The 26,757-nt window shown below is 62.8% G+C and carries 17 protein-coding genes and 2 pseudogenes; 15 read left to right on the top strand and 4 right to left on the bottom strand.

Going from position 1 to position 26,757, the window contains the following annotated elements; translation table 11 throughout:
* Position 1: 1 nt before the first annotated feature.
* The 8 genes from icmH to X739_RS138155 are packed head-to-tail and all read left to right on the top strand — an operon-like array spanning position 2 to position 9,259.
* Positions 2-1,324 (top strand): type IVB secretion system protein IcmH/DotU, encoded by a 1,323-nt coding sequence (icmH, locus tag X739_RS138175; RefSeq protein WP_023796338.1) that lies wholly within the window; start codon positions 2-4, stop codon positions 1,322-1,324.
* A 1-nt stretch (position 1,325) separates the two neighbouring features.
* A complete protein-coding gene (tssM, locus tag X739_RS138170) occupies positions 1,326-4,862 on the top strand; it encodes a type VI secretion system membrane subunit TssM (RefSeq protein ID WP_023796339.1) in 3,537 nt (1,178 codons plus the stop codon).
* The gene (tagF, locus tag X739_RS1000000167375; RefSeq protein WP_023796340.1) at positions 4,859-5,383 is read left to right on the top strand and encodes a type VI secretion system-associated protein TagF; all 525 of its coding nucleotides are present in this window, start codon (positions 4,859-4,861) and stop codon (positions 5,381-5,383) included. Before tssM (X739_RS138170) ends, tagF begins: the two co-directional genes overlap by 4 nt.
* Positions 5,384-5,386: 3 nt before the next feature.
* Positions 5,387-6,226: a PAAR-like domain-containing protein gene (locus X739_RS1000000167380; protein ID WP_023796341.1), complete on the top strand. Its 840-nt coding sequence runs from the start codon at positions 5,387-5,389 to the stop codon at positions 6,224-6,226.
* A gap of 11 nt (positions 6,227-6,237) precedes the next feature.
* The gene (locus X739_RS0135980) at positions 6,238-6,639 is read left to right on the top strand and encodes a hypothetical protein (RefSeq protein ID WP_031252567.1); all 402 of its coding nucleotides are present in this window, start codon (positions 6,238-6,240) and stop codon (positions 6,637-6,639) included.
* A 47-nt stretch (positions 6,640-6,686) separates the two neighbouring features.
* Positions 6,687-7,127 (top strand): hypothetical protein, encoded by a 441-nt coding sequence (locus X739_RS138165; RefSeq protein ID WP_156940030.1) that lies wholly within the window; start codon positions 6,687-6,689, stop codon positions 7,125-7,127.
* A 3-nt stretch (positions 7,128-7,130) separates the two neighbouring features.
* On the top strand, positions 7,131-8,219 hold the full coding sequence (locus X739_RS138160; RefSeq protein ID WP_023796344.1) for a DUF2169 domain-containing protein: 1,089 nt from the start codon (positions 7,131-7,133) through the stop codon (positions 8,217-8,219).
* Positions 8,216-9,259: a hypothetical protein gene (locus X739_RS138155; RefSeq protein ID WP_031252569.1), complete on the top strand. Its 1,044-nt coding sequence runs from the start codon at positions 8,216-8,218 to the stop codon at positions 9,257-9,259. Before X739_RS138160 ends, X739_RS138155 begins: the two co-directional genes overlap by 4 nt.
* 18 nt (positions 9,260-9,277) lie before the next feature.
* On the opposite strand, the gene X739_RS138150 is transcribed toward X739_RS138155, so the two are convergent.
* The 4 genes and pseudogenes from X739_RS138150 to tssI (X739_RS1000000167385) all read right to left on the bottom strand — a co-directional run.
* Entirely contained in the window at positions 9,278-10,444 is a 1,167-nt protein-coding gene (locus X739_RS138150) for a hypothetical protein (protein ID WP_023796346.1), read from the bottom strand.
* A gap of 7 nt (positions 10,445-10,451) precedes the next feature.
* Positions 10,452-10,877 (bottom strand): DUF6484 domain-containing protein, encoded by a 426-nt coding sequence (locus tag X739_RS138145; RefSeq protein ID WP_031252571.1) that lies wholly within the window; start codon positions 10,875-10,877, stop codon positions 10,452-10,454.
* A 7-nt stretch (positions 10,878-10,884) separates the two neighbouring features.
* Positions 10,885-12,363: pseudogene (tssI, locus tag X739_RS138140) on the bottom strand (type VI secretion system tip protein TssI/VgrG); the annotation flags it as partial.
* A 16-nt stretch (positions 12,364-12,379) separates the two neighbouring features.
* Positions 12,380-13,681, bottom strand: a pseudogene (gene tssI / locus X739_RS1000000167385) (type VI secretion system tip protein TssI/VgrG); the annotation flags it as partial.
* Between tssI (X739_RS1000000167385) and tagH the strand changes: the two are divergent.
* From tagH to X739_RS138105, 7 genes are all read left to right on the top strand, one after another.
* On the top strand, positions 13,632-14,681 hold the full coding sequence (tagH, locus tag X739_RS138135) for a type VI secretion system-associated FHA domain protein TagH (protein ID WP_023772856.1): 1,050 nt from the start codon (positions 13,632-13,634) through the stop codon (positions 14,679-14,681). The pseudogene tssI (X739_RS1000000167385) and the gene tagH sit on opposite strands and share 50 nt — an antisense overlap.
* 294 nt (positions 14,682-14,975) lie before the next feature.
* Complete coding sequence (gene tssL, locus X739_RS138130) at positions 14,976-16,460, top strand: type VI secretion system protein TssL, long form (protein WP_023783690.1); 1,485 nt, start codon at positions 14,976-14,978, stop codon at positions 16,458-16,460.
* A 22-nt stretch (positions 16,461-16,482) separates the two neighbouring features.
* Positions 16,483-20,046: a type VI secretion system membrane subunit TssM gene (gene tssM, locus X739_RS138125; protein ID WP_023796350.1), complete on the top strand. Its 3,564-nt coding sequence runs from the start codon at positions 16,483-16,485 to the stop codon at positions 20,044-20,046.
* 195 nt (positions 20,047-20,241) lie between these two features.
* Positions 20,242-20,997: a protein phosphatase 2C domain-containing protein gene (locus X739_RS138120; RefSeq protein WP_245273969.1), complete on the top strand. Its 756-nt coding sequence runs from the start codon at positions 20,242-20,244 to the stop codon at positions 20,995-20,997.
* Positions 20,984-23,557, top strand: a complete 2,574-nt coding sequence (locus X739_RS138115) for a serine/threonine-protein kinase (protein WP_023772851.1) — start codon at positions 20,984-20,986, stop codon at positions 23,555-23,557. Before X739_RS138120 ends, X739_RS138115 begins: the two co-directional genes overlap by 14 nt.
* A 108-nt stretch (positions 23,558-23,665) precedes the next feature.
* Positions 23,666-24,076, top strand: coding sequence for a DUF1036 domain-containing protein (locus X739_RS138110; RefSeq protein WP_023772850.1), 411 nt, complete (start codon positions 23,666-23,668; stop codon positions 24,074-24,076).
* Positions 24,073-26,490 carry a M23 family metallopeptidase gene (locus X739_RS138105; protein WP_023796351.1) on the top strand — a complete coding sequence of 806 codons (2,418 nt, stop codon included), beginning with the start codon at positions 24,073-24,075 and terminating at the stop codon, positions 26,488-26,490. The genes X739_RS138110 and X739_RS138105 overlap by 4 nt, the downstream gene beginning before the upstream one ends.
* Positions 26,491-26,757 lie beyond the last annotated feature (267 nt).

The raw sequence follows: 26,757 nt of genomic DNA on the forward strand, positions 1-26,757 counted from the left end.
CATGAGCCGCGATGATCCTTTCGGACTGTCGGAGGATCGCGAACGCACCCGCATAAGGCTGACCGGCGCGCCGATGCCGCGGCCGATGGCGCCGCTATTGCCGGGCGCGGCGGTCAAGCGGTCTCGAACCCACCCGAACGCGCTCGTCAACGCATTCGCGCCCTTGCTCGAATTCGCGCCCGAGCTTGAAAGTGCGCTGGCGCCGGAGAACCCGGAGGCGTTGCGCACCCGATTGCTCGAAGAACTGGTTCGGGCACGCGACATGGCAATGGCGGCGGGGTCCTCGCTGGAGCGGGCCGACCAGGCGGCCTGGGTGGTGGCGGCGTTGCTCGACGATCTCGCCTTGAACACGCCATGGGGCGGCGCCAGCGCCTGGCCGCGCCAGCCGCTCGTGGTCATGCTGCGCGGCGACGTCGATGCCGGCACGCAGTTCTTCACGCGTCTCGACGAACTCGAGCGCCACCCCAACCGTGACCGCGAATTGCTGGAGCTGCAGTATAATTGCATGGCGCTCGGCTTTCGCGGCAAATATCGCGTGCCCGGCCGCTCAGGCGACCGCTCGCTCAATGCGGTTCGCGTGGCGGCGGCACGCTTTCTGCGCGACGCCGACGCCGAAGGCGCGCCGCTGTCGCCAAACTGGAAGGGCGTGATCGCATCCGACGAGCCGCGACGCTTCATCGTACCGATCTGGGTCATGGCGGTCGGCGCGGCCGTCGTCGCCACGGCCATCCATATCGGGCTGTCGATGGGACTGAGCAGCCAGGCGGTCGAACTATCAGCCCTTGTGCGCGCATTGCCGCCGCCTGAACGGGGGAGCATCACCCGGACCTCGCCCAAGATCGACGCCCCGCCGCCGGAGAAAGTGGATTTTGCCCTGTTGCCGGAATTCCAGGCCGGAGCGCCTGCCGACCTCAAATCCGCCCTCAGCGGCACCGAGAGCGTTTCGCTGGCCAAGCTGATCATCCAGGCCTCCAACCCCGAACTGTTCCAGTCGTCGCGGCCGCAACTGAGCGAGGGCTTCGAGCCGCTGATCGGTTCGATCGCCAAGGTGATCCTCGCCAATCAGGAGTTGATCGGGAACATCACGGTGATCGGTCATACGGACGGCGTACCCTTGCAAAAGACCAATCCGCTGTCGACCAACCAGCGCCTGTCGGAGGCGCGTGCCCAGACGATCGCCGACATGCTGGTCCAAAACGGGGTGCCTCAGGACCGCGTTCATTCCGAGGGCCGCGCCGCCACGGACCCGGTTGCCAGCGACAGCACGCGCGAGGGGCGAGCCTTGAACCGCCGCGTCGAGGTGCTCGTCGAAAAGAGGCTGTGAGATGTTCATCCTGCGCTTCCTCTGGGCGGTCCTGACGTCGCGCTGGCTGTGGACGCTGATCGGCATCACGCTGCTTTCCCTGGTCATCTGGGTGTTCGGTCCGATCGTCAGGGTCGGTCCATACGAACCCTTCGCTTCCGAAAATGTGCGCATCGTCATCATCGCGCTGCTGGTCATCTTCTGGCTGGTCTGGCTGATCGTCGCCCAGCGCCGGGCAATCCGCGCCAACCGCATGTTCGTCGCCGAGATCGCAGCACCCGTGGCGGAAAAGCCGCTCAGCCCCGGCGAAGAGAACGTCGCCGCCGTGGGTGCCAAATTCGCCGAGGTGATGGCCGAACTGAAGCGCCGCAAGCTCGGCGGACGCAAGTTCCTGCGCGAGATGCCATGGTACGTGATCGTCGGGCCGCCGGCCACCGGCAAGACCACGGCCTTGCGGCAGTCCGGACTGAATTTCCCGATCGACCTCACCGACGATCTGCAAGGGGTCGGCGGCACGCGCAACTGCGACTGGTTCTTTTCCGAGAACGCGGTTCTGATCGACACCGCCGGCCGCTATGTCCAGCAGGAGAGCCAGCCCGATGTCGACGCGGCGGAATGGCTGGGCTTCCTCGACCTTCTGAAGAAGCATCGCGGCCGCCGCGCGCTCAACGGCGTGATCGTCGCGCTTTCGATCGACGTACTTTCGGAGGGCGACGAAGCCATCAAGGCACACGGCCGCAAGATCCGCCGCCGGCTGGCCGAACTCAACGACCGGCTCGAAATCCGCCTTCCGGTCTATTTGATGCTGACCAAGGCCGACCTGATCAGGGGTTTCGAGGCTTTCTTCGGCGGCCTCTCCACCGCCTCGCGCGAACAGGTCTGGGGAACGACCTTCGCGCTGGATGCGCGTGTCGATGCCAAGACCATCGAACGCGAAATTTCAACGCTGGCGACGGAACTCGAGCGGCGGCTGGTGCCGCGCCTGGAAGACGAAGACAAGCTCGCCGCCCGCGCCGAGATCTTCCGGTTTCCCGCCCAGCTCTCCAGCCTGTCCGAACCGATCCAGGTGCTGGTCGAGACGATGTTCGGCGAAAGCCGGTATGAAGAGGCCGCCTGGCTGCGCGGCCTCTATTTCACATCGGCAACGCAGGAAGGCGCGCCCATCGATCGGCTGACCGCGGCGCTGTCATCGTCCTTCGGCCTGCCGCCACGGCGGGCCCTCCCCGCGCCGAGGGTCCAGAAACGCAGCTTCTTCCTGAAGAACCTGCTCACCGACGTCATATTCAGGGAAGCCGGCCTCGGCACGTTCGACCCGCTGGCGCAACGCCGTCGCGCCTGGATGTGGCGCGGGGCGGCGGCCGCATGTGCCGCGGCGGCCTTGCTGGCCGGAGGGCTGTTCACCTGGTCCTATTTCGACAACCGCAACGCGATCACGGCCCAGGCAAGCCAGTTCGAGGCACTGCAAACGCCGCTGACCGCAACTGCAGCAAGCCCGGCATCGGTGCAGCAGCCCGCCATCGACGGAGCGCTCGAAGCGATGGACGCGGTCACAAGCGCCCGGACGGCACCGCCGGGCGCACCCCAGGATCTGCTGGGGCCATCGGCCTCGGCGGAACTGGTGCGGGCTCAGACCGACACTTACGACCACGCCCTGCGCAACGTGCTCGAGCCACGCATGGTCGCGCTGCTCGAGGCGACCATGTGGCGGCAGATCCGCGATCCGGATTTCATGCTCGGGGCGCTGAAGACCTATCGCATGATGACGGGCCTGTCGCAGATGGACCCCGATTTCGCTGAGAATTGGTGGGTGAACAGCCTGCCGGAATTCGCGGCCGCGGCACCATTTCCAACCGCCGATGCCGAAGAGCATCAGCTTGCCGCCATCCGCCGCATGGCGGTCGACGAAAGCTATGTCGCACCCGACCAGGCGCTGGTCGCCGAAGCGCTGAAAACGGTGTGCACGATCTCGTTGCCGGCGCGCGCCTACAAGCAGTTGCTGGCCGATCCGGCTGTGTCCGGGCTCAAGGAGTGGATCCCGGCCAATTTCGCCGGCCCCAATGGCGGCAAGGTGTTTGCGCGGCGTTCCGACAAGACGCTTCGCGTCGGCATTTCCGGAGCCTTCACCTATGCCGGCTTCCACGACGCCATTCTCGACCGCATCGACGATGTCGCCGCCCAGGCGGCACTCGATCGTGCGGTTTTCGCCGGCGGCTGCTCGGAGAATTCCGAGACCTCGGTCTCGGCGTTGTCCGAGGATATTCTGAAGCTCTACTATGACGACTACATCGCGCAATGGGACAGCTTCCTGCGCGACATGCGGCTCGCGCCATTGACCGATCTCAATGTCGCCAGCGAAAATCTGAAGGATCTGTCGAGTGCCGATTCAGCGCTGAAGCGGCTGCTGACGGCGGTCGTCCAGGAGACCGAACTGACGCGCTCCGACGACGCATCCGCCGACAACAAGGCAGCGGCCAAGGGCGCCTCGAAACTGCTCGGCAAGCTTGGCAAGCTCGGCAAGCTGGCGACATCAGGTGCGAAGCTGCTTCCCCGCGCCGGGTCAGCCAGCGAGGTGGATCTGACCGGCAATCTGGTGGCCGAACATTTCAAGCCGCTGAAGAGCACCATTGCCGAGGTCGACGGCCAGCCGCCGGCGCTGGACGCCGCCGTTGTCGCGCTGACCGCGCTGTCGAACGTCCTGCAGACGGTCACCGCGAACCCCAATCCGCAAGATGCCATCAAGAAGCAGGGCGGCCTTGCCGAGCTGACGGGCGCGGTCGCCAGGCAAGCACAGATCCTGCCCGACCCCATCAACGCCTGGCTGGGAGGCATTGCCGGTGACACCAGTAATTTGACGCAGAAAGCGGTCACTTCGGAGCTCAACGCCATCTGGCGGGCGGACATATTGCCTTTCTGCCAGGCGGCGCTCAACGACCGCTATCCGTTCAGCCCCGACAGCGCGGTGGACGTCAATGTGCGTGATTTCGCCCGCCTGTTCGGGCCGGCCGGACTGATCGACGGTTTCATCAACGACCACCTGATCAACTATGTCGACACCACCAGCCAGCCGTGGAAATGGCGCGCCGATTTCGGCCTCGATCCTTCGGCGCTGGCGGCGTTCGAGCAGGCCAGGCATATCCGCGACGATCTCTTTCCGGGTGGCACCGGGCCGGTGATGAGCTTCACGCTCGAACCGAAAGACCTGTCTCCCAACGTCACGCGCGTGACGCTCAATCTCGATGGCCAGACCCTCGTCTATTTCAACAATGCGACGCGGCCACAACCGATGACGTGGCCCGGCAAGGACGGCACCGGGGTCATCTCGCTCGCCTTCCAGCCGATCGACGGATCGCCCGAGATCATGCTCAACGAAACCGGCAGCTGGGCGTGGCTGAGGATGCTGCGCAACGGCCGTTTCGCCGCCACGTCGTTGTCCGATGTCTACAGCCTGCGCCTAGGCACGAAGGGAATGTGGGCTGATTTCGAACTCAAGGCCGCCAGCGTCGAAAATCCCTACAATCTGCAAATGTTCAAGAAATTCTCATGTCCACCGCAGATATGATCGTTGGCTTCTTCGGCAAAATTCCGGCGACCGGAGACTTCGTCGCCGCGAACCTGCCGCGGACTTTCATCGACCGCTGGGACCGCTGGATTTCGCTGGAATTGCTGGCGCGGCCGGACGAAGGTGACCTCGATCCGCGTGCCTGGCGCTTCATTGTGCAGCCCGGTGTTTTCGGCGACCAGCCCTGCGCCGGCGTGTGGCGGATGAGTGAGGATCGGGTCGGCCGGCGCTATCCGTTCGCGATCGTGCGGCTTGGCCCGCCGCCCGAGCCCGGCGATCCGTGGTTCGATGCGATAGCCGGTTTTATCAAGGGCACTATCGAAGACCATTGGATGACGGTAAAACTGAGTGAAAAGCTTGCAGCACTTGCCCCGCCGGCAACACAAGGCGATGCGTCGGCAATCGCTTTCTGGTCGGATGATTGGCAAGTAAACGAATTTGGCTTCGCCGACATCCACGATCTCGCAGCGCACGGCCTCCCGGCCATGCGAAGCGCGCGGCTTGAAAAAGAGGGCCTGTAAGACATGGGTCTCACCGTCTACGCGGAGGGCATGGGCTTCTTCCACAAGGGAAGCGACGGCAAAGGCATTGCGCCCGGCGATGTCTGCCTCAGTCCGCCGCCTCCGCCTACCGGACCGGTGCCTGTCCCTTATGTAAATATGCTCTCTTCGAGCGATCTTTCCAAAGGCAGCAAGAGCGTCAAGTTCGATGGGGGCAACCCGACAGCGCTCGAGGATGCGTCCGAGATTTCCACGAGCACGGGCAACGAAGCGGGCACACAGGGCGGCGGTGTCATTACCCACAAGACGAAGGGCAAAGGCGTCTTCCAGCTCTGGTCGTTCGTCGTCAAGGTGGAAGGCAAGGGTGTCGGCCGTCATGGCGACATGATGGGTCAGAACGAGGCGAGCAATCCGCTAAACTGCATCGATACGGCTGCGTTCAACAAATTCCTCAAGAAGCTCACTGCCGCCGAGAAGAGCGTAAAATGCGACCCGCCCTATTCCGAAGCGTGCCGGCCCTCCCGAAAGGCGGAGCAGCGCGACGCGGTCAACGGCAAGCCGTGTTGGCAATGCAGGCCCAAGGCAACGCAATGGGCGCCGGGCAAGGCCAAGAGGCAAAAGACCTTCAATCCGGACGGCACGTCGGAAATGAAGAATTACATGACCCACGACCATCAGCCACCGCTCGCGGTTGCGTGGGAGATGGGCGGATGCAACATGCAGCCGAGCCCGGGCGCTTTCAAGGAGCATTTCAGTACAGCTGAATCCGTCAAGCCGCATTGCCGAAGCTGCTACCAGGCTCAGGGCTCGCCCGCGGCAAAATATGCGAAGAACTTCATCGATACCGTACCTGGCCCGATCTGAGGACGTCGCCGATGCCAACCACCAGCGAGATTCGCGAACAGTATGTCGAGGAACTCCGAAGCATACTTCCAACCGTGGAAGCATGGTGGGACGGCGTTCAGGCCGAACTCACCCCAGAGATAGCATGGAAACGCTGGCCAACAGGTCCGGGCGCGCATCCTCGTGTGCTTGCGGTTTTCCGGAAATACTATCTGCGGATCGAAGCAGCCAATGACGAAGTCCTGGAAAATCCATCCGAACAGGAAGCGTCGGAACGCTGGGGAGTCGACGATCACGGAGAAGAGGAAGACATCCAGAGTCCCGCCGATTGGCTGCTTTTCGATATCGCCGCCGTCGCACCGGACTTGAAGGAACTCACCGACGGGATTTGTTTCATTCCCGTCGGCCTGAACGACGAGGAAGAAGTGGTCTGATGCCGCTCATAACTCTCTACAGCACCGACCTCGGCATCAGGCGTCTGATGGCGCAGGTCAAGAACTATTATCCCGCTGGCCGATATGGTGATCCCATAGGCATCGAGCAGTCCGGGCGCGCTCATGCTGAGCTGTTCCAACAATACCGCGGCTATCTGCAACGCGCTTTCGATATCGCGGTTCCGTGGTGGGAGGCCATCATCGAAAATCGCTCGGCGCTAGGCGGAGGCCGCCAAGATGCGATAGAAGACGCCTTCAACAAGCAGGTAGCCGGCGCCGCATCCAGCCCATACGTGGTTTGGGTCATACGCAAATTCTGGCTCTCATCCGAAATCATCAACGAAACTCTGCCGCCTAGCCAGCGCGTCGCACCGGACAAGTTCCTGCTGCAATGGCTGATCGATTCGAATGACACAGAGCTGGTCCGTCTGGTCGCCTGCATGCCTTACTGGCCGATTGGCCTCGATGAGAATGGCCATTGGTGCTGAACGATGGTCTTTGCTGTATGGGTCGAGAATCGAACACCCTTCGCCGCCGCCACCCATGTGCAGCCGAACGCGGATGGTCAGGAGATTCTGGTCGCTATGTTCTCCGCAAGCTTCGAAGCGCCGGAACAAGCAGCGTCCCTAAGGCCAGCTGACGAGCAACTGCCAGTCTTTTTTGGCGACGAGCCCTTTGGCGAGCCCGGTCTTTCATCGATCCGCCACGAGGCCGACATTGCGCCGGTGAAGCCGAATGCGGAAGTGATCGTTAACGGAACTGCCCACGCCCCGAGCGACAAGCCGGTACGCGAAATGCAGATTGGCTTGAGGGTCGGCGGTATCCGAAAAGTGCTCAACGTCGTCGGCGATCGAATCTATGACGCGGGCAGCTACAGTGCGCCAAACCCGTTCAGGACGATGCCGATCGTTTACGAACGTGCTTACGGCGGCAGTACGTCCGACGGCAGGATGGATCCTCGCAATCCTGTTGGCGTCGGCTTCCATCACGCCATTTCGGCGGATTCAGCGGTGAGGACCCAGGCCCCCAACATTACCTATCCCGGCGAGCCTTTTCTCAATCCATCCGACAGACCGAAACCAGCGGGCTTCAGCGCGATCGCCCGTGGCTGGCAGCCGCGCCTCGGCTTCGCCGGGACTTACGATCAGAATTGGATAGACACTCAATGGCCGTTGCCGCCAAAAGATTTTGATCCGAGGCATCATTTGTGCGCGCCGGCGGATCAGCGGTTACCACAAGTAGCGGCCGGTGAAGATGTAACATTGCTTGGACTTACGCCAAATGGACGCTGGGATTTTCGCTTGCCAAGTGTCGTGGCGCCCATCAGGCTTCTTTTCGACGACCGGATGGAAGAGCGTGCTTTTCAAGCCGACACGATTGTCATCGAACCCGATCTGCGACGGGTAACGTTGAAGGCCAGACTATCCTTCGTGACCCGCCGTAATGGCCCTGCGTTGCGCGAAATCGTCTTCGGACATGTGACCCCTGCATTCCTTGTCGCACGTCGCAAGCGCAAGGCCTACCTGTCTCCTCGTGGCGGCGATGGGTCGTTGCGCGACAAGCCGGTTTGGCAGCCGTGAAGCGCCCGCTTTACGTGGCCGGCGCCGGCGCGGTTACCCCCGGCGGTCTGAATGCGCCGCAAACCATGGCGGCGATCCGCGCCAGCCTCTCCGCCTTCCAGGAGAAAACGCTTTTGGAGCCACTTGGTGCCGTCCAAATCGTTTCCCGAATCCCTTCCCATTACCAGTTGCGTCCTACCGACGGCGCATGGCTCGTCAACATGGCGTCGCGCGCCATTGTCGAGGCGTTGCGAAAGAGTGTGGCCGGCCCGGCGGCTACGGCGATCCTGCTTGCCCCGCCCGAAAGCTTCCGCAATCATCCGGCATACAATGATATCCCGCCATCCGGCTTTCTTGCGGCCGTGATCAAGGCAACGGGCAATCGCTTCCACGCCGGCTCGCGTGCGATCGATGGTGGCGCGGCGGCAAGCGTCGGCCTTCTCGATCGAGCGGTGGAACTGCTGGAGCAGCCAGACGTCGGACAGGTCCTGCTTGGCGGAGTCGACAGCCTCGTCAACGAGACCGATCTTTCCCGACTTGGCAAAGCCGGTCGCCTCAAAGGTTCGGAAAACGCGCAAGGCCTCGTGCCTGGCGAGGCCGCCGCTTTCGTTCGGCTGACGCGGGAGCCGGAAGGAAAGGCCGCGGTGGTGGCTGCCATTCATGGCGTCGGTACAGCCCAGGAGACTGACAGGGTGCTTTCGGACCGCTATAGCCAGGGCCGCGCCATGCTCAGCGCCTTGCGCGATGCGGTGAGCGGATCGGGACCATCGGAACCAGATATCAATTTCGTCGTTAGCAACGGCAATGGCGAGCGGTACAGCGGCTGGGAAATGCTGATCGCCCGTCCCCGCTTCTATCGCACCCGCCGTGAAATCCTGCCCACTGCCTATCCGGCGATGACGATCGGCGATATCGGCGCTGCCGGAGGGGCGATGGCCCTGATGCTGGCGGCTGACAGTTTTGTGAACGACTATGCGCCGGGGCCGACCGCCATCTGCGAGGTGGCTTCCGAAGGCGGCCTGCGTGCCGCTGCGGTGATGGCCGGTATGACCCGCCGCTGAACTCAAAACGCCGTTCGTTCACATCCAGGCCGGGAACCGGCGCGTCCTGCGCCAATCGGTCAGCGGCGCATCCGGTTTGGCGAGTGCGGCGCGTATTTCATCCAGCCGAAGCCTGCGCATCGAATGGAAGGTCTCGTGATTGCCCCCGCCGCGCCCCTCGTCCCACCATGCCGTCACGCGATCGGCGACCGGAAGCGGGCTGGCGGTCAGGGATTCAAATTCCTTGCCGAGCACGGCCGGGTCTGTCGTGAACAGGTCGGTATCATTGAGATCCACCTCGAACAGATCGCGCAAGGCCAGCCCGGCGGCGAAGACAAGCTCTGGCTCACGCATCTTGGCGATCAGCCAGGGCATGACCGACCGGTCGCCAAAGAGGCCGATTGCCGCTGTCGCGGCGGCGCGCAAGGCAGGCTGCTTCAGACGGTCCTGCAACCAGCCCTTGCCGGTCTTTAGGGGCGTCGTCAAAAGGCGCATCTCGATCGCAGGCGGCGCGAGCCCCGGCTCTGCCAGCACGATCCGGTCAAGCACCGGGTGAGCCGAGCGCGCTTCACCAAGAAGGCAAGCCGCAAGGGCGGCCGTCAGGCGTTCCTTCGGCGAGTCGCCGTCAAGTCCGTCCAGCACCGCCGGAAGCAGATCGCGCCGTTTGAGCCCGCCGGCAAGCCGAAACGCACGCCTGCGAACATCCGGGTCCGGATCGCTCAGCAAACCGCCGAGGCGTGCACCGGGATCGACGCGATGATGCCAGAGTGCCGCGAGGCCGAGGCCGCGCAGCCGCGCATCGCGCGCGTCCAGCCATTCCGCCACGAACGGACTCAGATTTTCGCGCGGCGTGCGCGCGATCGCGCCGGACAGGCCCGACACACCAACCTCGCCCAGCGTCGCCGCGGCGTCGACCACCGAGGCAACGGCTTCGGCCTCGCCCCAGCGCAACGCCAGCACGCCGAGCACGAAAAGCTCGCCGGGCTCGGCATAATCGGCGAAATGCGCCTGGGCAGCCTCCCAGCCGGCCTTTCCGGAAGCCATCAGCCCTTCGAGATTTGCATTAAGGCGCTGGTCGATGCGGCCGATATCGGTCTCGCCCAGGATCGGACCATCGATCTCAAGGCGGCGCCGGAACCAGAGGAAGGCTGCGTCGCTGGCGTGCTGGTCCACGATGGCGGCGATAGACGCGATCCGCAGCATCATGAACGCCTCAGTTGAGATGGATGGCTCCGCCACGGATGCGGTTGGTGCCGCTGGCGTGGCTCGTTACCTGGTTGCCGCGAATTGTGATGCGCCCATCCTTCTCCAGGATGATCGACGCCAGGCCGCAGCGCAGTTCCACGCGTTCTTCGCCGCTGATGACGACACGGTCGCCGTCGCGGACAACTGACAGTTTCCTGACCTTGTGAGCGGGGTCGACGATGCGTCCGACGACCAGCGGCCGTGCCGGATCACCATCCTCGAACAGGAGGGCCAGTTCCGAACCGATCGCCGAAACGTCCAGTTCGGTCAGGCTGCGCGCTGCAATCGCAGTTTCGCGTGGATTGCCTACAAACACCACAAGCGGCGCCCCGTCTTCGAAACCGATGAGCAGGCCGATCACGACGCCGTCGATACGATCCAGCACTTCCATGATGACGCCCTCAATTGTTGTTGATGGTGCTTCCCTTGACGATGACGTCGCCGTCGGCCTTGACGGTGATCTTGCCGCTGCCCTTGATCGTAATGTCCTTGCCGTCCGCGACAATGGTGCCGTCCTTTTTCATCGTGATCGACGCATCGCCGCATTTAAGCGTGATGGAGTCGCCGGCTTCGATCACAAGTTTCTTGCCGACCTTGATCGAGCTGTCTTCGGCGACCTGAATGCCGCTGCCCTTGCCGACCTTGAGCGCATGCGCTCCACCAACGTCGGTGGCGTCATCCGCGCCGATCTTGGCGGTTCGTGCCTTGCCTATCTCGGACGACTGCGCCCCGCCGACGGCGAAACTCTGATCGGCGCCGACTTTGACGCTCTGCGCCGCCGCTATCGTCCAGCTGTCCGCGGCCCCGATGTCGTGGCTCTGCGCCGCGCCGACGGTGACCGACCGTCTCGCGCCGATCGTATTCGCCTGCAGGCCCCCCACGGTTCGGGTCTCCGATGCGCCGACGGAATCGACACGCGCCGCGCCAACGCTCACTGTCTGGACGATCGCGACGGTCTGGGTGTGGTTGGCGCCGATCGTCTCGGTGGAGTTTGAACCGATGCCGATCGTCTCATTCGATCCGACCGTCAGCGAGCGATTGACGCCCACTGTCTCGGTGTCGTTGTTGCCGATATTCGTGGTCTGGTCGACGCCGACCTTGACCGTCTTGTTGTTGCCGACGTCCTCATCGAGGTTGTGGCCGACGGAGTGCTTGGCGTCGTGGTCGATGCGGTCGGACTGGTCGTGCTGGACCAGCTTGGTGCGGTCGTGCTTGATCAGAAGGTTGTGATCCTTCTGCGCCTGGAAGTTGACCAGCTCGGAGCCGGCCTTGTCCTCGAACATCAGCTCATTGTAGCCGCCGCCGCCTTTGGAGGAGTCCGACTTCCAGCCCGATTGCGTTGCGTTGCCGGGCAAGCCGTAGGGCGGCATCTGCGAGGCGTTGTAGACCCTGCCGGTGATTATCGGCAGATCAGGGTCGCCTTCGAGGAAGTCGACGATCACCTCCTGGCCGATGCGCGGTATCTGGATGAAGCCCCAGCCGCTGCCGGCCCAGGTCTGCGAGACACGGACGAAGCAGGAACTGTTTTCGTTCTTCTTGCCCAGGCGGTCCCAGTGGAACTGCACCTTCACCCGGGCATATTTGTCGGTGAATATCTCCTCGCCGGAAGGGCCGACCACCGTCGCCGTCTGCGGCCCGCGCATGATCGGCCGCGGCGTGATCCGCGGAGGGCGATAGGGCAAGGCAGTCGGCGCAACACCCAGCACGAGTTTGAAATTCCCGCTGTGGGCTTCGTTCTGGGTTCTGTAGCCGGGATCGAACAGCCTGTATTCGGCGCTGACCACCAGATATTCCTGGTTCTGGTCTTCGCGTGGAAAGCTGTCCAGCTTGAACGTGCAGCCAGAATAGAGGCCGCGCACAGTGCCGACAGCGGCGATGCGAGANATTCCCGCTGTGGGCTTCGTTCTGGGTTCTGTAGCCGGGATCGAACAGCCTGTATTCGGCGCTGACCACCAGATACTCCTGGTTCTGGTCGTCGCGCGGAAAGCTTTCCAGCTTGAAAGTACAGCCAGAATGGAGGCCGCGAACGGTGCCGACCGCCGTGATGCGCTGGTGCACGGCCTGGAGTTCCTCGCGCCGGATACCGGCCAGGGTGTCGCCGCGCCCCACATCGAGATGGGCGCCGGGCTGGCGATAATTCTCGCCGGAGGCTTCCTTGTGGCTGAACGGCTCAGCGGACTTCGCCATCAGATCGGCGCCGGGCTTCTGGAAATCATAGTCGGTATGGGCATAGGCCCCCGGCCGCACCGAACTGCCCGGAATCCATTCGGTGATGTATTCGACATCGCGCCGAGAGGCATGTCCCTCGAAATTGTAAGGTATCTTCTCGTAGCCCGGCGCCGGCTTCAGCTTGCTCATCGCGTCGCACAGCACGAGCGTGTGCTTGCCCTCGTCATGCTCGAAGAAATAGAAGATGCCTTCGTGCTCGAGCAGGCGCTGCACGAAATCCAGATCGCTCTCGTCGTACTGCACGCAGTATTCGCGCGAGGGGTACGACCCTTGCAGCCGCTTCTCGAACTTCGCCGTGCCGTATTTCGAGAAGATCTTTTCGACGATCTCGACAGCGGTCATGTTCTGAAATATCCGGCAATCGGTCGCATTTCCCAGAAACCAGAGCCACGGCCTGACGACCGTTTCGTAGTAGGCCAACCGGTCCTCGATGCGGGTCAGGCGAAATTCCGACACCAGGCCGCTGAACCAACGCTTCGGATCGGATTCACCTTCGACCGAAACCATACCGCCCAGCATCTTCAGCGGATCGATATCGTGATCCGTGCTCACGAACCCGACCGTGTAAGCAAAACAGCGGCTGATCTCATCGCGTCCGACAAGATGGGTGAAGGTCAACAGTTCAGAGCCAACCGGTGTCTGGACAACGGTGGCACGTTCGTTCGGCATGGGTCGTGCCCCTCCTGGACGCGGCCGCCGGCACGGTGGATTTGAAGGTCCCGGTATCTCTCCGGAAACTTTTCGGACCCGCCGCACCAGGCCATTTTGAGCGTACCACATGTTGTCCCGCCGACCCAAGAGGGCGACAGTGATTGGAGCTTGCCCCGTCGATGCATCGGCTCGAAACGCCGCTGTCCTGTTTTGCGCGCAAGCTGCTAGGATGTTGGAGTGTCGATCAGTCGTTCGATGGCGATCCTGGATGTACATTAGTCTGCAAGTCAATAATGTCGACGCGCTGCCAGCTGGCATTTCGACCGGCTACGCGGCGCGGGATCGCAGCTTCGAAATCGGACGCGAGGCTTGTGACTGGACCTTGCCGGATCCCGACAAGTTCATCTCGGGCCGACATTGCGAGGTTCGATACGAGGCAGGCGCGTTCTGGCTCCACGATGTCTCGCGCAATGGAACCTACATCAACGGATCAAACCAACGCATGACCGGCCCGCATCAACTGGGCCATGGCGACCGGATGCTGATCGGCCGTTATGTCATCTTCGTGTCGATCGACGAGGAGCGCGCCGCGACAGGTCACCCCAGTCGCGGCGCGACTCAGCGAGAAATGCCGGCCGCGACAGGCCGGCCGCTCGCCGCCGAGCCGTTCTTCGCTCCGGTGGAGCGACAGTCCGGGCAGCGGGTTCCTGCTCCGGCGTTCTCGTCGCAACCCGCGCCTCTCCCCTCGACCAAGGACGAAGTGCTGCGGGAGATCGCGATCGGAGCCGGCATTTCACCGGAATTGCTTCAATCGCGCGATCCGCATGAAGTTGCCGCCGAAATCGGCGCGGTGCTGCGCACGGTGGTCGAGGAACTGACCTTGCTGCTGAAAGCGCGCGCGGCGGCGAAAATGCTGGCCAAGAGCACGCAGCGAACGATGATCAGCGCCGCCGACAACAACCCGCTGAAATTCGTTCCGGGAACCGACGATATCCTCGAAATCATGTTCGCACGGCGCCGTGCCGGCTATCTCGACGCCAGGCGCAGCATCGAAGATGCCTTCCGCGATCTCAAGACGCACGAATTCGCCACCTATGCCGCCATGCAGGCGGCGCTGTCGCGGCTGCTTGACGACCTGTCTCCCGAAGCGATCGGAAGAAAGCTTGCGCCGACGTCGTTCTCGTCGAAAAAGAGCCAGGCCTGGGATGCTTTTGTCGCGACCTGGCGAACCATGGAGGAAGCCCACGAGAACGGCATGCTGGATATATTCCTGGCCTATTTCAGCGAAGCCTATGCCAAGGCCGACAAGCAGAAATAGGCGCTTCGGGGAAGCGTTGCAGCCGACGAAGATACCTCTTCGGCGCGCGGTATCCAGTTCCAATCAAGAGTTTCCGGGATTACGATCGCATACGACAATTGGCCAAGCGGGTAAGGCTGATCGACCTGGGGGTCTGGGGCAAATGTCATCTTACGGCGGGATAGTAACGAGTAGCCGACCGTCTTCAAGACACTGCCCTGACCGGCAGGGCCTGCCCCTGCTTTACCTGACCGCGAACCGCTCTGCGCCTGTCCGGCGAGATCGCGGGCGCCACGCGCGGACGGACGACCGACGATGAGCTCGAAGGACGATCCTTTCGGCCCGGCGGGCAAGACCGTCATTCGCGCCACGCCACGGCGTGAGCGAAAGCCGGCGCCCGTCTCCGAGGAGCCCGTCACGGATGGTGGACAACCCTCGCCGATCAAGGAATCGACCGTGTTCGATCCCGGCGTCGGCCGGCATACACCGCCGGGTTGGACATCCGGGACCGTGCTTTATCAGGGAACTCCCGCGGCGGCGCCGACGTCGGCTGTGCGGCAGGAGGTTCTGCTCAATGTCACCGACAGTGTCCGATATTCCGCGGCAAACCCGATCCTTGCCGCGGCCGCACCGTTGCTGATGCTGTTCGGCCAGTTCAGGCTTGTCCCTGTCGAGAGACAGGCGAGGCCGCTGGCCGAACATGTCACTGAGGCAATCGACACGTTTGACAGGGCACTGGAGAGAGCAGGTGTTGCCGAAGAGGATGCGCGGATTGCGAAATTTGTGCTCTGCGAAACAGCCGACGATCTCATCGGTAACTTGCCCTGGCCAACCAAAGACGCCTGGGTGCAGCACAGCATGTTGTCGCAGTTCTTCCACGTCGAGCCCAACGGCACGGGCTTTTTCGAAGTGCTGAACAAGATCCTGGCCAGCCCGGAGGCGCACTACGATCTGCTCGAATTGATGTATGTTTGCCTGTCGCTGGGGTATGAGGGCCAATATCGAGGCCTGACGCGCGAAGACACCAATCTCGAACGCGTTCGGCGCGACGTCTACGAAACGCTTCGCTATTTCAAACCTCGCGCCGACGAGGACATTTCGCCCCGCTGGCAGGGCTTGGCGGCGACGATGACGCAGTCTTCGACACGCCTGCCGCTCTGGGCCGTCGCGGCAGCGGCGTCGGCACTGCTGACGGCGGCGTTCTTCACGTTACGGGTCTTCATCACCAATGAAGGCGATGCCACCGCTGGCGAGTTGCTGGCGCTCAACCCATCGACTCCGATCGCCATCGAGCGCGCCAGCGTGGCGCCGTTGGCGAAATCGGTGAAGGTCACCCCTCCCGCCGCCACAACCACGCAGATCGACCGCATCCGCTCGGCACTGGCCAAGGACGTCGAAGACGGCGGGCTGACCGTCGGCACGAAGGGCAACTTCATCGTCCTTGAAATCAACAATCTTGTGCTGTTCCAGTCCGGCCGGGCCGATGCGAAACCAGAGTTCCAGCCCATAGCCGCTGATATCGCAGCCGCCCTGGAACCCGAGCGCGGACCGATCAGGATCGTCGGCCATACGGACAACGTGAAGCCGCGAAAATCGAGCCCGTTCAAGTCCAACTTCGACCTGTCCGTCGCAAGGGCGAAGGCCGTCGCAACGATGATGGCTCCGAAATTCCGCGATCCCTCGCGACTGACCGTCGACGGCAAGGGCGAGGACGAGCCGATCGCCGACAATGCGACGCCGGAAGGCCGCGCCAGGAACCGCCGTGTCGATGTGATGATCGCCAAGGAGGAAACATTGTGAGCCAGGTCGGTTGGAAGCGCCGATGACGCGTTGGCTGCCGCGGATATTCAGCATGATCGCGCTGGCCGGTTTTTCGGCGGCAGTGTGGTTTGCCGGACCTTTGGTCCGCTTCGCCGACAGCCGTCCTCTCGGGCCTGCGTGGCTGCGCGCGACAATCATCGGCGTGATCGTGGCGGCCCTGGCGCTCTTCTATGGATTGCGTTTCTGGCGGATGCGCAAGGCGCAAAAGGCGCTGGAGACGGCCGTTGCCCGCAACGACGACTGGGATGACGATTCGCGGTTGCTCGAGACGCGGATGAACGAGGCGATCACCGCGCTCAAACGGTCGAGCGGCAAGCGCAACTTCCTCTATGAAGTCCCTTGGTACATCATCATCGGTCCGCCCGGCGCAGGCAAGACAACGGCACTGGTCAATTCGGGCCTGAATTTTCCGCTGGCCGGTTCGGGTGACGCCCAGCCGGTCGCTGGCGTTGGCGGAACACGCGCCTGCGACTGGTGGTTTACCGACCGGGCCGTGCTGATCGACACCGCCGGACGCTACACGACGCAGGATTCCAATGCCAAGAGCGACAGCAAGAGCTGGCTCGCCTTCCTGTCGCTGCTGAAGAAATACCGCACACGCCAACCGATAAACGGCGTCATCTTGGCGATCAGCCTTGCCGATCTCATTGGCCTCGACGACCAGCAGCTTGACGCCCACGTCGTCGAGATACGGAGCCGTCTGCGGGAAATCCATGAGACGCTGAAAATCCAGTTTCCGGTGTATCTGCTTTTCACCAAGGCTGATCTTGTTGTCGGGTTCATGGACTATTTCGGCGGTTTCGACGAGCCACGCCGGCGCAAGGTCTGGGGCGCGACATTCCAGACCGCCGATCGCACCAAGAACATGGCCGCCGAGACCCCGGCCGAATTCGATGCGCTGGCAAAACGCTTGGTCGATGAGATGCCCGACCGCCTTCAGGAAGAGGCTGATCCAGTCGCGCGCATATCGGTCTTTGGCTTTCCGGCGCAGTTTGGCGCGCTGAAGGGCCGAATTGCGAGTTTTATCGACAGCCTGTTCGATCCGACCCGCAGCCAGGTGAATGCCAGCCTGCGTGGGCTCTATTTCTCGTCAGGCACCCAAGAGGGAACGCCCATCGATCAGGTGTTGGGTGCGATCGGCCGGAGCTTCGGCAGCAATTCCCGCGCCCATCTGTCGGGAAGCGGCAAAAGCTTCTTTTTGCATGATCTGCTGACTGGCGTCATTTTTGCCGAATCCGGATGGGTTTCGTACGACAAATTGGCGGTAAGGCGTGTGGCGATCGCCCGGTTTGCCGGACTTGGCGTCATCGCGTTGATCGCCGCGGCGGCTCTCGGAACGCTCGCCCTGAGCTTCACCGCCAACCGGTCGCTGATCGCCTCCACCACGCAGGCCATGGGCCAGTATCGTACGACGGCGGACACACTGCTCAAAAGCACGGAGGTGACCGATGTCGATCTCGAAAACGTCATTGGCCCGCTCGATCAGCTGCGCAATCTTCCGGCCGGGTTCGAAACTGGCGACGCGCCGACACCGATCGAGGAGACACTCGGCCTCAGCCAGCGGGAGCGACTGCTTTCGGCATCGAAGACAGCCTACCGGCAGGCCCTGGAACGCATGTTGCGATCACGCCTGCTGATCCAGGCCGAGCGGACGATCCAAGCCAAGATGGCCGATCCCGCCGCGCTCTACGAGCCGTTGAAAATCTATCTGATGCTTGGCGGCAAGGCACCGAAGGTCGACGACGCGTTGATCGTTTCGTGGATGAAGCAGGATTGGGAACAAAACCGCTATCCAGGCGAAAACAACCGAGAAGGACGCGAGCAGCTCGAAAAGCATTTGCGGGCCATGCTTGCTCTGGACGACGCCTATGATCCGGTTTTCGAACTCAACCAGCCGCTCATCGAAGCCGCTCAGCGCTCGCTCGGGCGCATGAGCCTTACCGACCGCGCCTCCGCATTGATCAAGTCCGCGGTTAATTCGGCAGCGCTGGATGATTTTTCCGTTTCCGTCAAAGGCGGCCCGGAAGCGCGGCTGCTGTTCGAGCGTGTCGATGGCGGCGATCTGTCGGGCCTGCGTGTTCCCGGCCTCTATAGCTGGAACGGCTTCAACCATTTTTATCTCGGACAGCTCTCACACATTGCGCAGATGCTCGTCGACGACCAATGGGTGCTTGGCGGCGGCGGTGAGCAAGGCGGCATCGATCAGGAGTTGCTCAAGCTCGGCACCGAACTTCTCGATCGTTACGGCAAGGAGTTCGCACTAGCGTGGAACAGCGTTCTCGACGGGTTGAAATTCAAAGCGATGCTGAAGGACAAGCCGCACTATGTCGTGCTTTCCGCCGTCGCCTCGCCCACCTCGCCGATCGAACAGCTGTTTACGGCGATCGCCGACGAAACAGTGCTGACGCGCGACGCTGCTTCCGGACAAGACACGAGCACCGGGGTTGAAGGAGGCACGGTTCAGGGCCAGTCTCCAGACGCAGCAAGGATGGCCAAGGGTCTGGCTCGCATCGGCATACAAATCACCACCGGAAAATCGCAAAGCCGTGCCGGCACGGGATCGGCAGCAGCGCAAAACCAGAGCCCCGGGGCCAACATCGAAGCGCAGTTCAGGTCGTTCCAGGCCCTGGTGAGCGGCCCTGCCGGACGCCGCCCGATCGATGCCTTGACCCAGAATTTCCGCGACATCTACCAGAGCCTGCAACTGGCTGCCGACGTGCCTTCGCAGACGGAACGCGTCAACGCCAATCTGCAGCTGCAGATCGCCACCCTTCGTGCCAATTCCTCGCGACTGCCCAAACCACTCGCCAGAATGGTCAATGCGACGGCGGACGAGTTCGAAGGCAACGTCGCCGAGACGTCGGTGGCCAATTTGAACCAGATGCTCGACCAGACGGTCACGGCTCCGTGCGAGGCCGTCGTCAACGGCCGCTATCCGTTCTCCGGTAATGGCGCCGAGGACATGGCGATGGCGGATTTCGCGAAATTGTTCGCTCCGGGCGGGCTGATGGACCGGTTCTTCGCGCAAAATCTCGCATCGCTGATCGACATGAGCAGTCAGGACTGGAGCTGGAAGCAGGATGCGCGCTTCGGCCGCGACCTGTCGAAATCGACGCTGAAAAGCTTCCAGCAGGCGGCCGAAATCCGCAGCGCGTTCTTTCCCCAGGGCGGTTCGGCGCCCGCGATCAGCATCATCTTCACGCCGTTCTCACTGCATGGCGATGCCGATGCGGCAGTGCTCGACGTCGATGGTCAGACCGTCCAGAGCAGCCAAGCGGGCAACGCCCCAAGCACCGTGACCTGGCCGAGCGGCACGGCCTCAGGGTCCGCCAGCTTGAGCCTGACGCCGGAAATGCCGGGCCGCGAATCCGCCATCAAGTTCGAGGGGCCGTGGGCGCTGAAGCGGCTGCTGGACAAGGCAACCGTCACCGGCAACGACAGCAATGTCGAAGCACGCTTCGTAATCGGCGGGCGGGACGTCGCCTATACGATCCAGACTGGTTCCGGCCCCAACCCCTTCTTGCTTGCCGCACTTTCCGGATTCAGCTGTCCGAAGGCATTTTGAGATGGGCTTCGAACTCTTCAGCGCGGTGACACCCTTTATGAGCCGCGGGCGCCCAGACCTTAATTTCGATACTCTAATGGCCGAGCCTGTGGCAAAGTGGCGCGAGCGAGTGCCTGGGAGCGCGCCGCAGAGGACGCCTAAGAAGCGCTTGGTGGCAAGTTGAGCGATGTCGCCCTTCCCTTTGAGAGTTTCGGCGTGAGCCACAAAGGCTGTGTGCGCGAGCACAATGAGGACAGCTATCTGCTTGAGCCACGTACCGGCCTTTGGGTGGTGGCCGACGGAATGGGAGGGCATGAGGCCGGAGAGGTCGCCTCAGCCAGCATTGTCGACCATCTAGCCACGATCGGCATCGCAAGCTCGGCTCCGGACCTTCGGGCGCGTTTCGAGGACAGGCTGAGCCGGGCAAATGCCGAAATCCGCAGCATATCGGAATCGCGCGGCATAACCATCGGCTCGACGGTCGCCGCCCTGCTGGCGATGGACGGACGGTTTGCCTGCCTGTGGGCGGGCGACAGCCGGGTTTATCTGATCCGCAACGCCGCGATCTCACAGATTTCGAAGGACCACACCGAAGTGCAGGAACTCTTGGATCGAGGCATGATCAGCGCGGCCGAGGCGCTCACCTGGCCACGCCGCAATGTCATCACGCATGCGGTCGGCGTCAGTGACGACTTCGTCATCGATTTCCAGCAGGGCGAACTGAAGCCGGGAGACATTTTCGTGCTGGCCACCGATGGGCTGACGGCACATGTCACCGACGCCGAGATCGAGGCCGCTGTGGTGTCGGCAACACCTCAGGCGGCCGGAGAAAACCTGCTGGAAACGGTTCTGGCGCGAGGCGGAACGGACAATGTCACCATTGTGCTGGTAAAGATCGGAAACGGGCGCAATGGACAATCATCCACCCTGATCTGTCCAGAGCGGAGGGCCGAGGCTGATGAGCGCCGATGACAAGACGCGAATATCGCCGCAGGTGGCCAACACCGCCGTCGGTACGCAGCTCAGCGGCATCTACGAACTTGACGAGCGGATCGCATTCGGCGGCATGGGCGAGGTCTATCGCGGCCACAACATCCAGACCGGCGACCATGTCGCGATCAAGATCGTCCTGCCCGAGTTTGCCCGTGACCAGACGATCTTGTCCTTGTTCCGCAAGGAGGCCTCGATCCTCAACCATTTGTCGCATGACGCGGTGGTGCGATACCACGTCTTCACCATCGATCCCGGAATCGGCCGTCCCTACCTTGCCATGGAATTCGTTGACGGCGAGTCGCTGTACGACATCATGCGGCGTGGGCCGATGCCGACGGAAGAGGTGCGCAAGCTCTGCCATCGCCTCGCATCCGGCCTGAGCGCCGTGCATCAAGCGGGAGCAATCCATCGCGACCTCTCGCCCGACAATATTATCCTTCCGGGGGGCCGGGTCGACCGCGCAAAGATCATCGATTTCGGTATAGCGCGATCTGCGACCGTAGGCGGGGAGACGCTGATCGGCGGAAAGTTCGCCGGAAAATACAACTATGTTTCGCCCGAACAGCTGGGGCTGTACAGCGGCGACGTCAGTGAACAGTCCGACATCTACAGCCTTGGGCTGGTGCTGGCTGCCGCTCTGCGCGGAAAGCCGATCGACATGAGCGGATCGCAGTACGAGATCATCGAAAAGCGCCGCACCGTTCCTGATCTCTCAGACATCGACGACGATTTTCGCGACACTGTCGAAGCCATGCTGCAGCCGGATCCGCAAGACCGGCCGGTCAGCATGGCTGATATCGCCAGGATGACGCGCGACGAAGACGAAGCAACAACGCCGCCGCCATCCAGGATACCTCGCGACCGGCCGGCTTTGCCAGCGGCGGGACATACCCTTGTTCCTGATCCCCGGGCACAGCCCCAGCCATTCAATGTCGCCGGACAGAGCGCGCCTGTGGCAACGGGCCCGGGCGAGCAACGCTTCGTCCCGCATGTCCGGCCCGCGCATTTGTCCGAACCGCAGCCTTCGCCGGTCGCCCAGCCGTCGCGTGCGCGCGTCGCGGCGGATCTACCTGGAAAATCCATGAAGGCCCGAACCATCGCGATCGCTGTCTTGGCGGCGTTGACTGTCGCCTCAGGTGCGGGCCTTTATCTGAGCGGCTTCATGACGCCGGCGACGCCGTCCGCCGGCAAGACATCGCCTTCACCCGAACCACCAAATCCTGCAGCGGAAACGTCAAAGCCTATCGCGGCGGACAAAGTCGCGAACGACCTGCAGCCGGCAAGGCCGGTTCCGCCAGAGCAGCCGGAAGCCAACGTAGCGCCGGCCGAAAATCAACCAGCAGCAGAGGCAGCTCAAAAGCCGCGGCCGGCCAAGCCCGCCGAAGCCCCCTCGCCGGCCTCGGAACCCCCGAAGCCGCCGGCAATGGAAGCGCAACCGCAAACAGAGGGGAGCGCGCCGCCGGCTGAAAGCCAGGCAGATGCAAAGCCGGTACGAGCGCCCGAGCCAGCGAAGCCCATTGCTCCCTCGCAAACCCAGGCCCCCCTGAAGCCTTCCGCAACGGACGCGCAGCCTTCGGAAAAGACAGCGCCGGCAACCCAGCCGGATACGATGGCCAGCAACAATCAAACGTTGGCTCCGGCACCTGAGGCGACAGCTCCGACCCCGCCAGCCGAGAAGGTCTCAACGCCGCCGCCGACCCAGCCGAAGACTGTGGAGGCCGTAAAGCCCGAGCCGCGGATCAACCAGCCGGCGGTGCCCAAGGCGGTCGTACCAACGCCCTCTGCGAGCCAGGCGGATGCCGCGAACGCCGAAGGCCAAAACGCCTCGTCACCGCCGGCCAAAAAGCCGGACCAGGCCGTCGTCGCCTTGAACGTGCCCAAACCGGCGATACCCCCGGTCGTCGACGACATCGCGCAACGTGTCTCCTGGGTTCGCGACTTCGGCGGCGGCGACTGTTTCTACGCCAACATGACGTCGTCAACCGACAAGGCCGCCGCGATCGAAGGTTTTGGTCCGGCGGTCCAGCCATTCGAACGGATGCTGGGTGATTTCCAGGCTAAATTCCATGTCGAGCCGGACATCAGCGTCCGCCTCATCGAGCCGAGCCAATGCGAAGTCACTAACTTTCTGCGCTTTCTGGGGCAGACCGCGGCCGACAAGCCGCAGCTTGTTCTCGACCGGACATCGGTGCCCGATGGTACGCCGATCAGCGGCACGCTAGTGACGCACGGGGGGCTGATTTCCAGCGTGCTGCTGATCGATCACAAGGGCATGGTGTTCAATCTCGACGACCGCATCGTCGCACAATCCGACAAGGCTACCTTCAGCATCCCGATTGGCCTCGGCGCCGCCGACAAGGTCGCCGGGAAGGCCGTGCCGCAGATCATCATGGTGATCACGGGGCCACAGGATATCCAGGCGGCAGCGTTCTCGACGCCGACGCCGGCTGCGGTGCTGCTGCCCAAAATTCTCGAAGAGATCGAAACCGACGGATCGCAATTTTCAGCCACTGCCAAGTACTTTCGGCTCGGCGGATAGCATGAGCGCCCGATGGAACTCCGCCACGCGCGTTTGCCTCACTCGTCTGCCGGCTTGCCCGTAAGGCAGCGCGATCCAGCTCGAGCCCTGCTCGCCCTGACAGGCCGGATGAAGCTTGCCGTCATAGCGGGAGCGGCATTGCTGGCCGTGCTGGCGTCCAGCGAAGCACACGCCGAATTCACGGTCTGCAACCAGACACTCGATGTCGTCAATCTCACCGTCGGCCAGAAGGTCGACAATGCCGACCAGACCGACGGCTGGTGGACTATTGGCGCAAATCAATGCGTGAACGTCATCCGCGAGGAACTGACAAACCGCTACATCTACATCTACGCGACGGACGTCTTTGGCCATGCGATCCTCACCGGGTCGACCGAGATGTGCATCGAGCGGCGGCGTTTTTCGATCCGCGGCATCGACGAATGCTGGCAGCGCGGCCATATCGCGGCGCAATTTCTCGAAGTCGATACGCTTGAACAGGTGCGGTGGACCTTCTTTCTGACCGGAAGCAATCCGTGACGCACAGTATCGACACCAGCTTCAGAGAGAAAAAGAAGGCGCGCGCCGCGCTGCGCAGGCGCACGCTTTGGCGCAGGCTCATTGCCGGTTTCGCTGTAATTGTCCTGCTTTCGATCGCCGCCGGTTTCTACCTCACGGCGGACTATTGGTCGTTCGGCGACGAAGACGAGGAGTTGCACGCGGTCGAAGGCGCGGACGACGTGCCGGCCGATGCATCCGTCTATGTGCCGGCCATTATCGATCTGGCGGGAGACCCGATGTGGATCACGCTTGCGCCCGATGCCGACACGGCAAGCAAGGGCCATGCAGTAGTGCGCCCGGCCGAGCTCGACAGTTCCGGCGCCTCGCCGCAGATCGAGATCCGCTCCGACGTGATGCTGAGTGCCAGCGAAAAGTTCATGACGACGATCCCGTCGACGCAGGAGGACTTCGCGTTCTTTCAGGCACAGCGGCGCACCGCTCCGACATCTCCGGCGGCCGCCGCACCCACTGACCAGACCGCTCCGCCTGCCCCGGCGGCGGCACCGGACGACCAGCAGGGCGACCTGGATAATGACCTGGCGGCACCCGATGCGAGCGAAGCCCCGGCCGGCTCGATGCCCAAGCCGGATGCCGACGACCCGGAGGCAGGATGGGGAGAGACCATCGATCAGGGCGAGGCAGCGCTGCCCGCCTTCAAGAAGACCCAGATAGAGAACAATACGACCGTCACGACCGAGACCAGCGAGTACCAGCGCTTCGAGGCGACCGAAGACACATTCGTGAAGATCCTCAACGACCGCAGCCTGGACAGCGTCGCCGTCGACGCGCATTTCTCCGCCGACGACGCCAAGCTGGCCGGTGAAGCGCTGAAGACGCTCTTCAACCGGGACGGTCTGGAACCGGGTTATGTCATTGCCATGCGCGGATTCCGGCCGAACCGCGAGACGACGACGATGTCGCTCATGCAGGTGTCGATCTACGCCAAGAACGTCTTTGTCGGCACGCTGACGCGCAACGCCGCGGGCGCGTTCGTGTCGGGTGTCGATCCCTGGGTTCGCGAGGACCTGTTCAACTATTCCGGCACCGATCAAGGCGGGCCCAAGCGGCAATACCGCCTGCTCGACGCGATCTATTCGACGGCTGCGCGCAACAAGGTTCCAACCGGCGTCATCGGCGAGGCGATCATGTACCTATCGCGAGGACAGGACCTCGACGCTTTCGCCAGCGAGGACCAGCGCCTGGTGCTGATCTACTCGCAGACGCCGCGCGGCAAGGACGAGACGGCCGGGCGGGTCCTTTATGTTGGCGTCCAGGGCGGTGAGAAGACCATCGACTGTTTCGTCTTCCAGCAGAGCGACGGCCAGTTCGCCTGCGTCACCGGCAATGACGAGGTGCGTTCGCTGACTGTCGCCAACGGCATGGTCACGCCGGTGAACGGGGTCATGACCTCGACCTTCGGCCCACGCAAGCACCCGATCCTCGGCGTCGTTCGTATCCACAAGGGTGTCGACTGGGCAGCCCCTGTCGGCACGCCGATCATGGCGGCCTTCGACGGCGAGATCAGCTTCCAAGGCGATGGCGGCAGCTATGGCAATCTGGTGAAGATTTCGCATGCGAACGGGCGCGAGACGCGCTACGCGCATATGCAAAAATTCTCCATCGCGAGCGGCGTCGGCACCAAGGTGAGGGCCGGCGACGTCATTGGTTATATCGGCACCACCGGGCTTTCGACCGGCCCACACCTGCATTTCGAACTCTACCAGAACGGCGAGGCGATCGATCCGCTGGGGACGGTCACCACGGTCGCCACCTATGATACTGGCAATTCTGGCGATTCCGGCGATGTTGCCGTCGAAACGCTGACTGAGCGTATCGTTCATGTCGAAAGTGGCGGCAGCGCCCGCGCCAAGAACCCGAATTCTTCAGCGACCGGCGCTGGCCAGTTCATAACCAAGACCTGGATCCGGATGATGAATACCTACCGTCCGGAGCTTGCGCGCACACTGTCGACCGCCGACCTCTTGGCTTTGCGCTACGACGCCACGATCTCGCGTGAGATGGTGCGCAATCTGGCGCGCGAAGGCGAAGCCTATCTGCGGGCGCGCGGTCACCAGATCACTGCCGGCCGGCTCTATCTCTGCCATTTCCTGGGCATGGAAGGCGCGCATCAGGTGCTGTCGGCGTCGGGTTCGGCGCAACTAAGCGCCGTGCTGGGGTCGGCCGTCATCCAGGCCAACCCGTTTCTCACCGGCAAGACAGCCAGTTATGTGGTGGACTGGGCCGAAAGGAAGATGGGCCAGAAGCTGAGCCGTGTGGCCACCGACGCCACCCCGCCACCAGCGACCACGGAGATCCGTCAGACATCGGCGGAGTTCCAGAAATACAAGCAGGCCGTCACCGCCCTCATCAGCTCGATTCAGACCACGCTTTGAACCTGCCCGTCACGACATCAGTCTGTCAGCCACTTTTGGTGTTGCCTATGCCAGCTTTTTTGGGGACTTTTGTGAACCAAAACCGCGGTCAAGATCACATACGCTCAGGAGCTAATTTTGGCACAGGCGACGCAGTCGCTGACGAAACCTAGAGCAGAATCTGATCACTCAGGCTCGTATCCTGCGGCGCAGAAGTAGTTTGAGCACTCCTCGGCGGTGAAGCGTGGCAAGGCGTCGCGGATTGCGTCCCAAAGCTCGGGGATGTTG

It is taken from the genome of Mesorhizobium sp. LNHC209A00 (assembly GCF_000502915.1).
Taxonomy (GTDB): domain Bacteria; phylum Pseudomonadota; class Alphaproteobacteria; order Rhizobiales; family Rhizobiaceae; genus Mesorhizobium.

Coding starts and splice junctions, on each gene's coding strand:
- tagF (WP_023796340.1), top strand. CDS start 4,859: ATGATCGTTGGCTTCTTCGGCAAAATTCCGGCGACCGGAGACTTCGTC.
- X739_RS0135980 (WP_031252567.1), top strand. CDS start 6,238: ATGCCAACCACCAGCGAGATTCGCGAACAGTATGTCGAGGAACTCCGA.
- X739_RS138115 (WP_023772851.1), top strand. CDS start 20,984: ATGAGCGCCGATGACAAGACGCGAATATCGCCGCAGGTGGCCAACACC.
- X739_RS1000000167380 (WP_023796341.1), top strand. CDS start 5,387: ATGGGTCTCACCGTCTACGCGGAGGGCATGGGCTTCTTCCACAAGGGA.
- tssM (WP_023796339.1), top strand. CDS start 1,326: ATGTTCATCCTGCGCTTCCTCTGGGCGGTCCTGACGTCGCGCTGGCTG.
- X739_RS138165 (WP_156940030.1), top strand. CDS start 6,687: ATGGCGCAGGTCAAGAACTATTATCCCGCTGGCCGATATGGTGATCCC.
- X739_RS138160 (WP_023796344.1), top strand. CDS start 7,131: ATGGTCTTTGCTGTATGGGTCGAGAATCGAACACCCTTCGCCGCCGCC.
- X739_RS138150 (WP_023796346.1), bottom strand. CDS start 10,444: ATGATGCTGCGGATCGCGTCTATCGCCGCCATCGTGGACCAGCACGCC.
- X739_RS138110 (WP_023772850.1), top strand. CDS start 23,666: ATGAAGCTTGCCGTCATAGCGGGAGCGGCATTGCTGGCCGTGCTGGCG.
- tagH (WP_023772856.1), top strand. CDS start 13,632: ATGTACATTAGTCTGCAAGTCAATAATGTCGACGCGCTGCCAGCTGGC.
- tssM (WP_023796350.1), top strand. CDS start 16,483: ATGACGCGTTGGCTGCCGCGGATATTCAGCATGATCGCGCTGGCCGGT.
- tssL (WP_023783690.1), top strand. CDS start 14,976: ATGAGCTCGAAGGACGATCCTTTCGGCCCGGCGGGCAAGACCGTCATT.
- icmH (WP_023796338.1), top strand. CDS start 2: ATGAGCCGCGATGATCCTTTCGGACTGTCGGAGGATCGCGAACGCACC.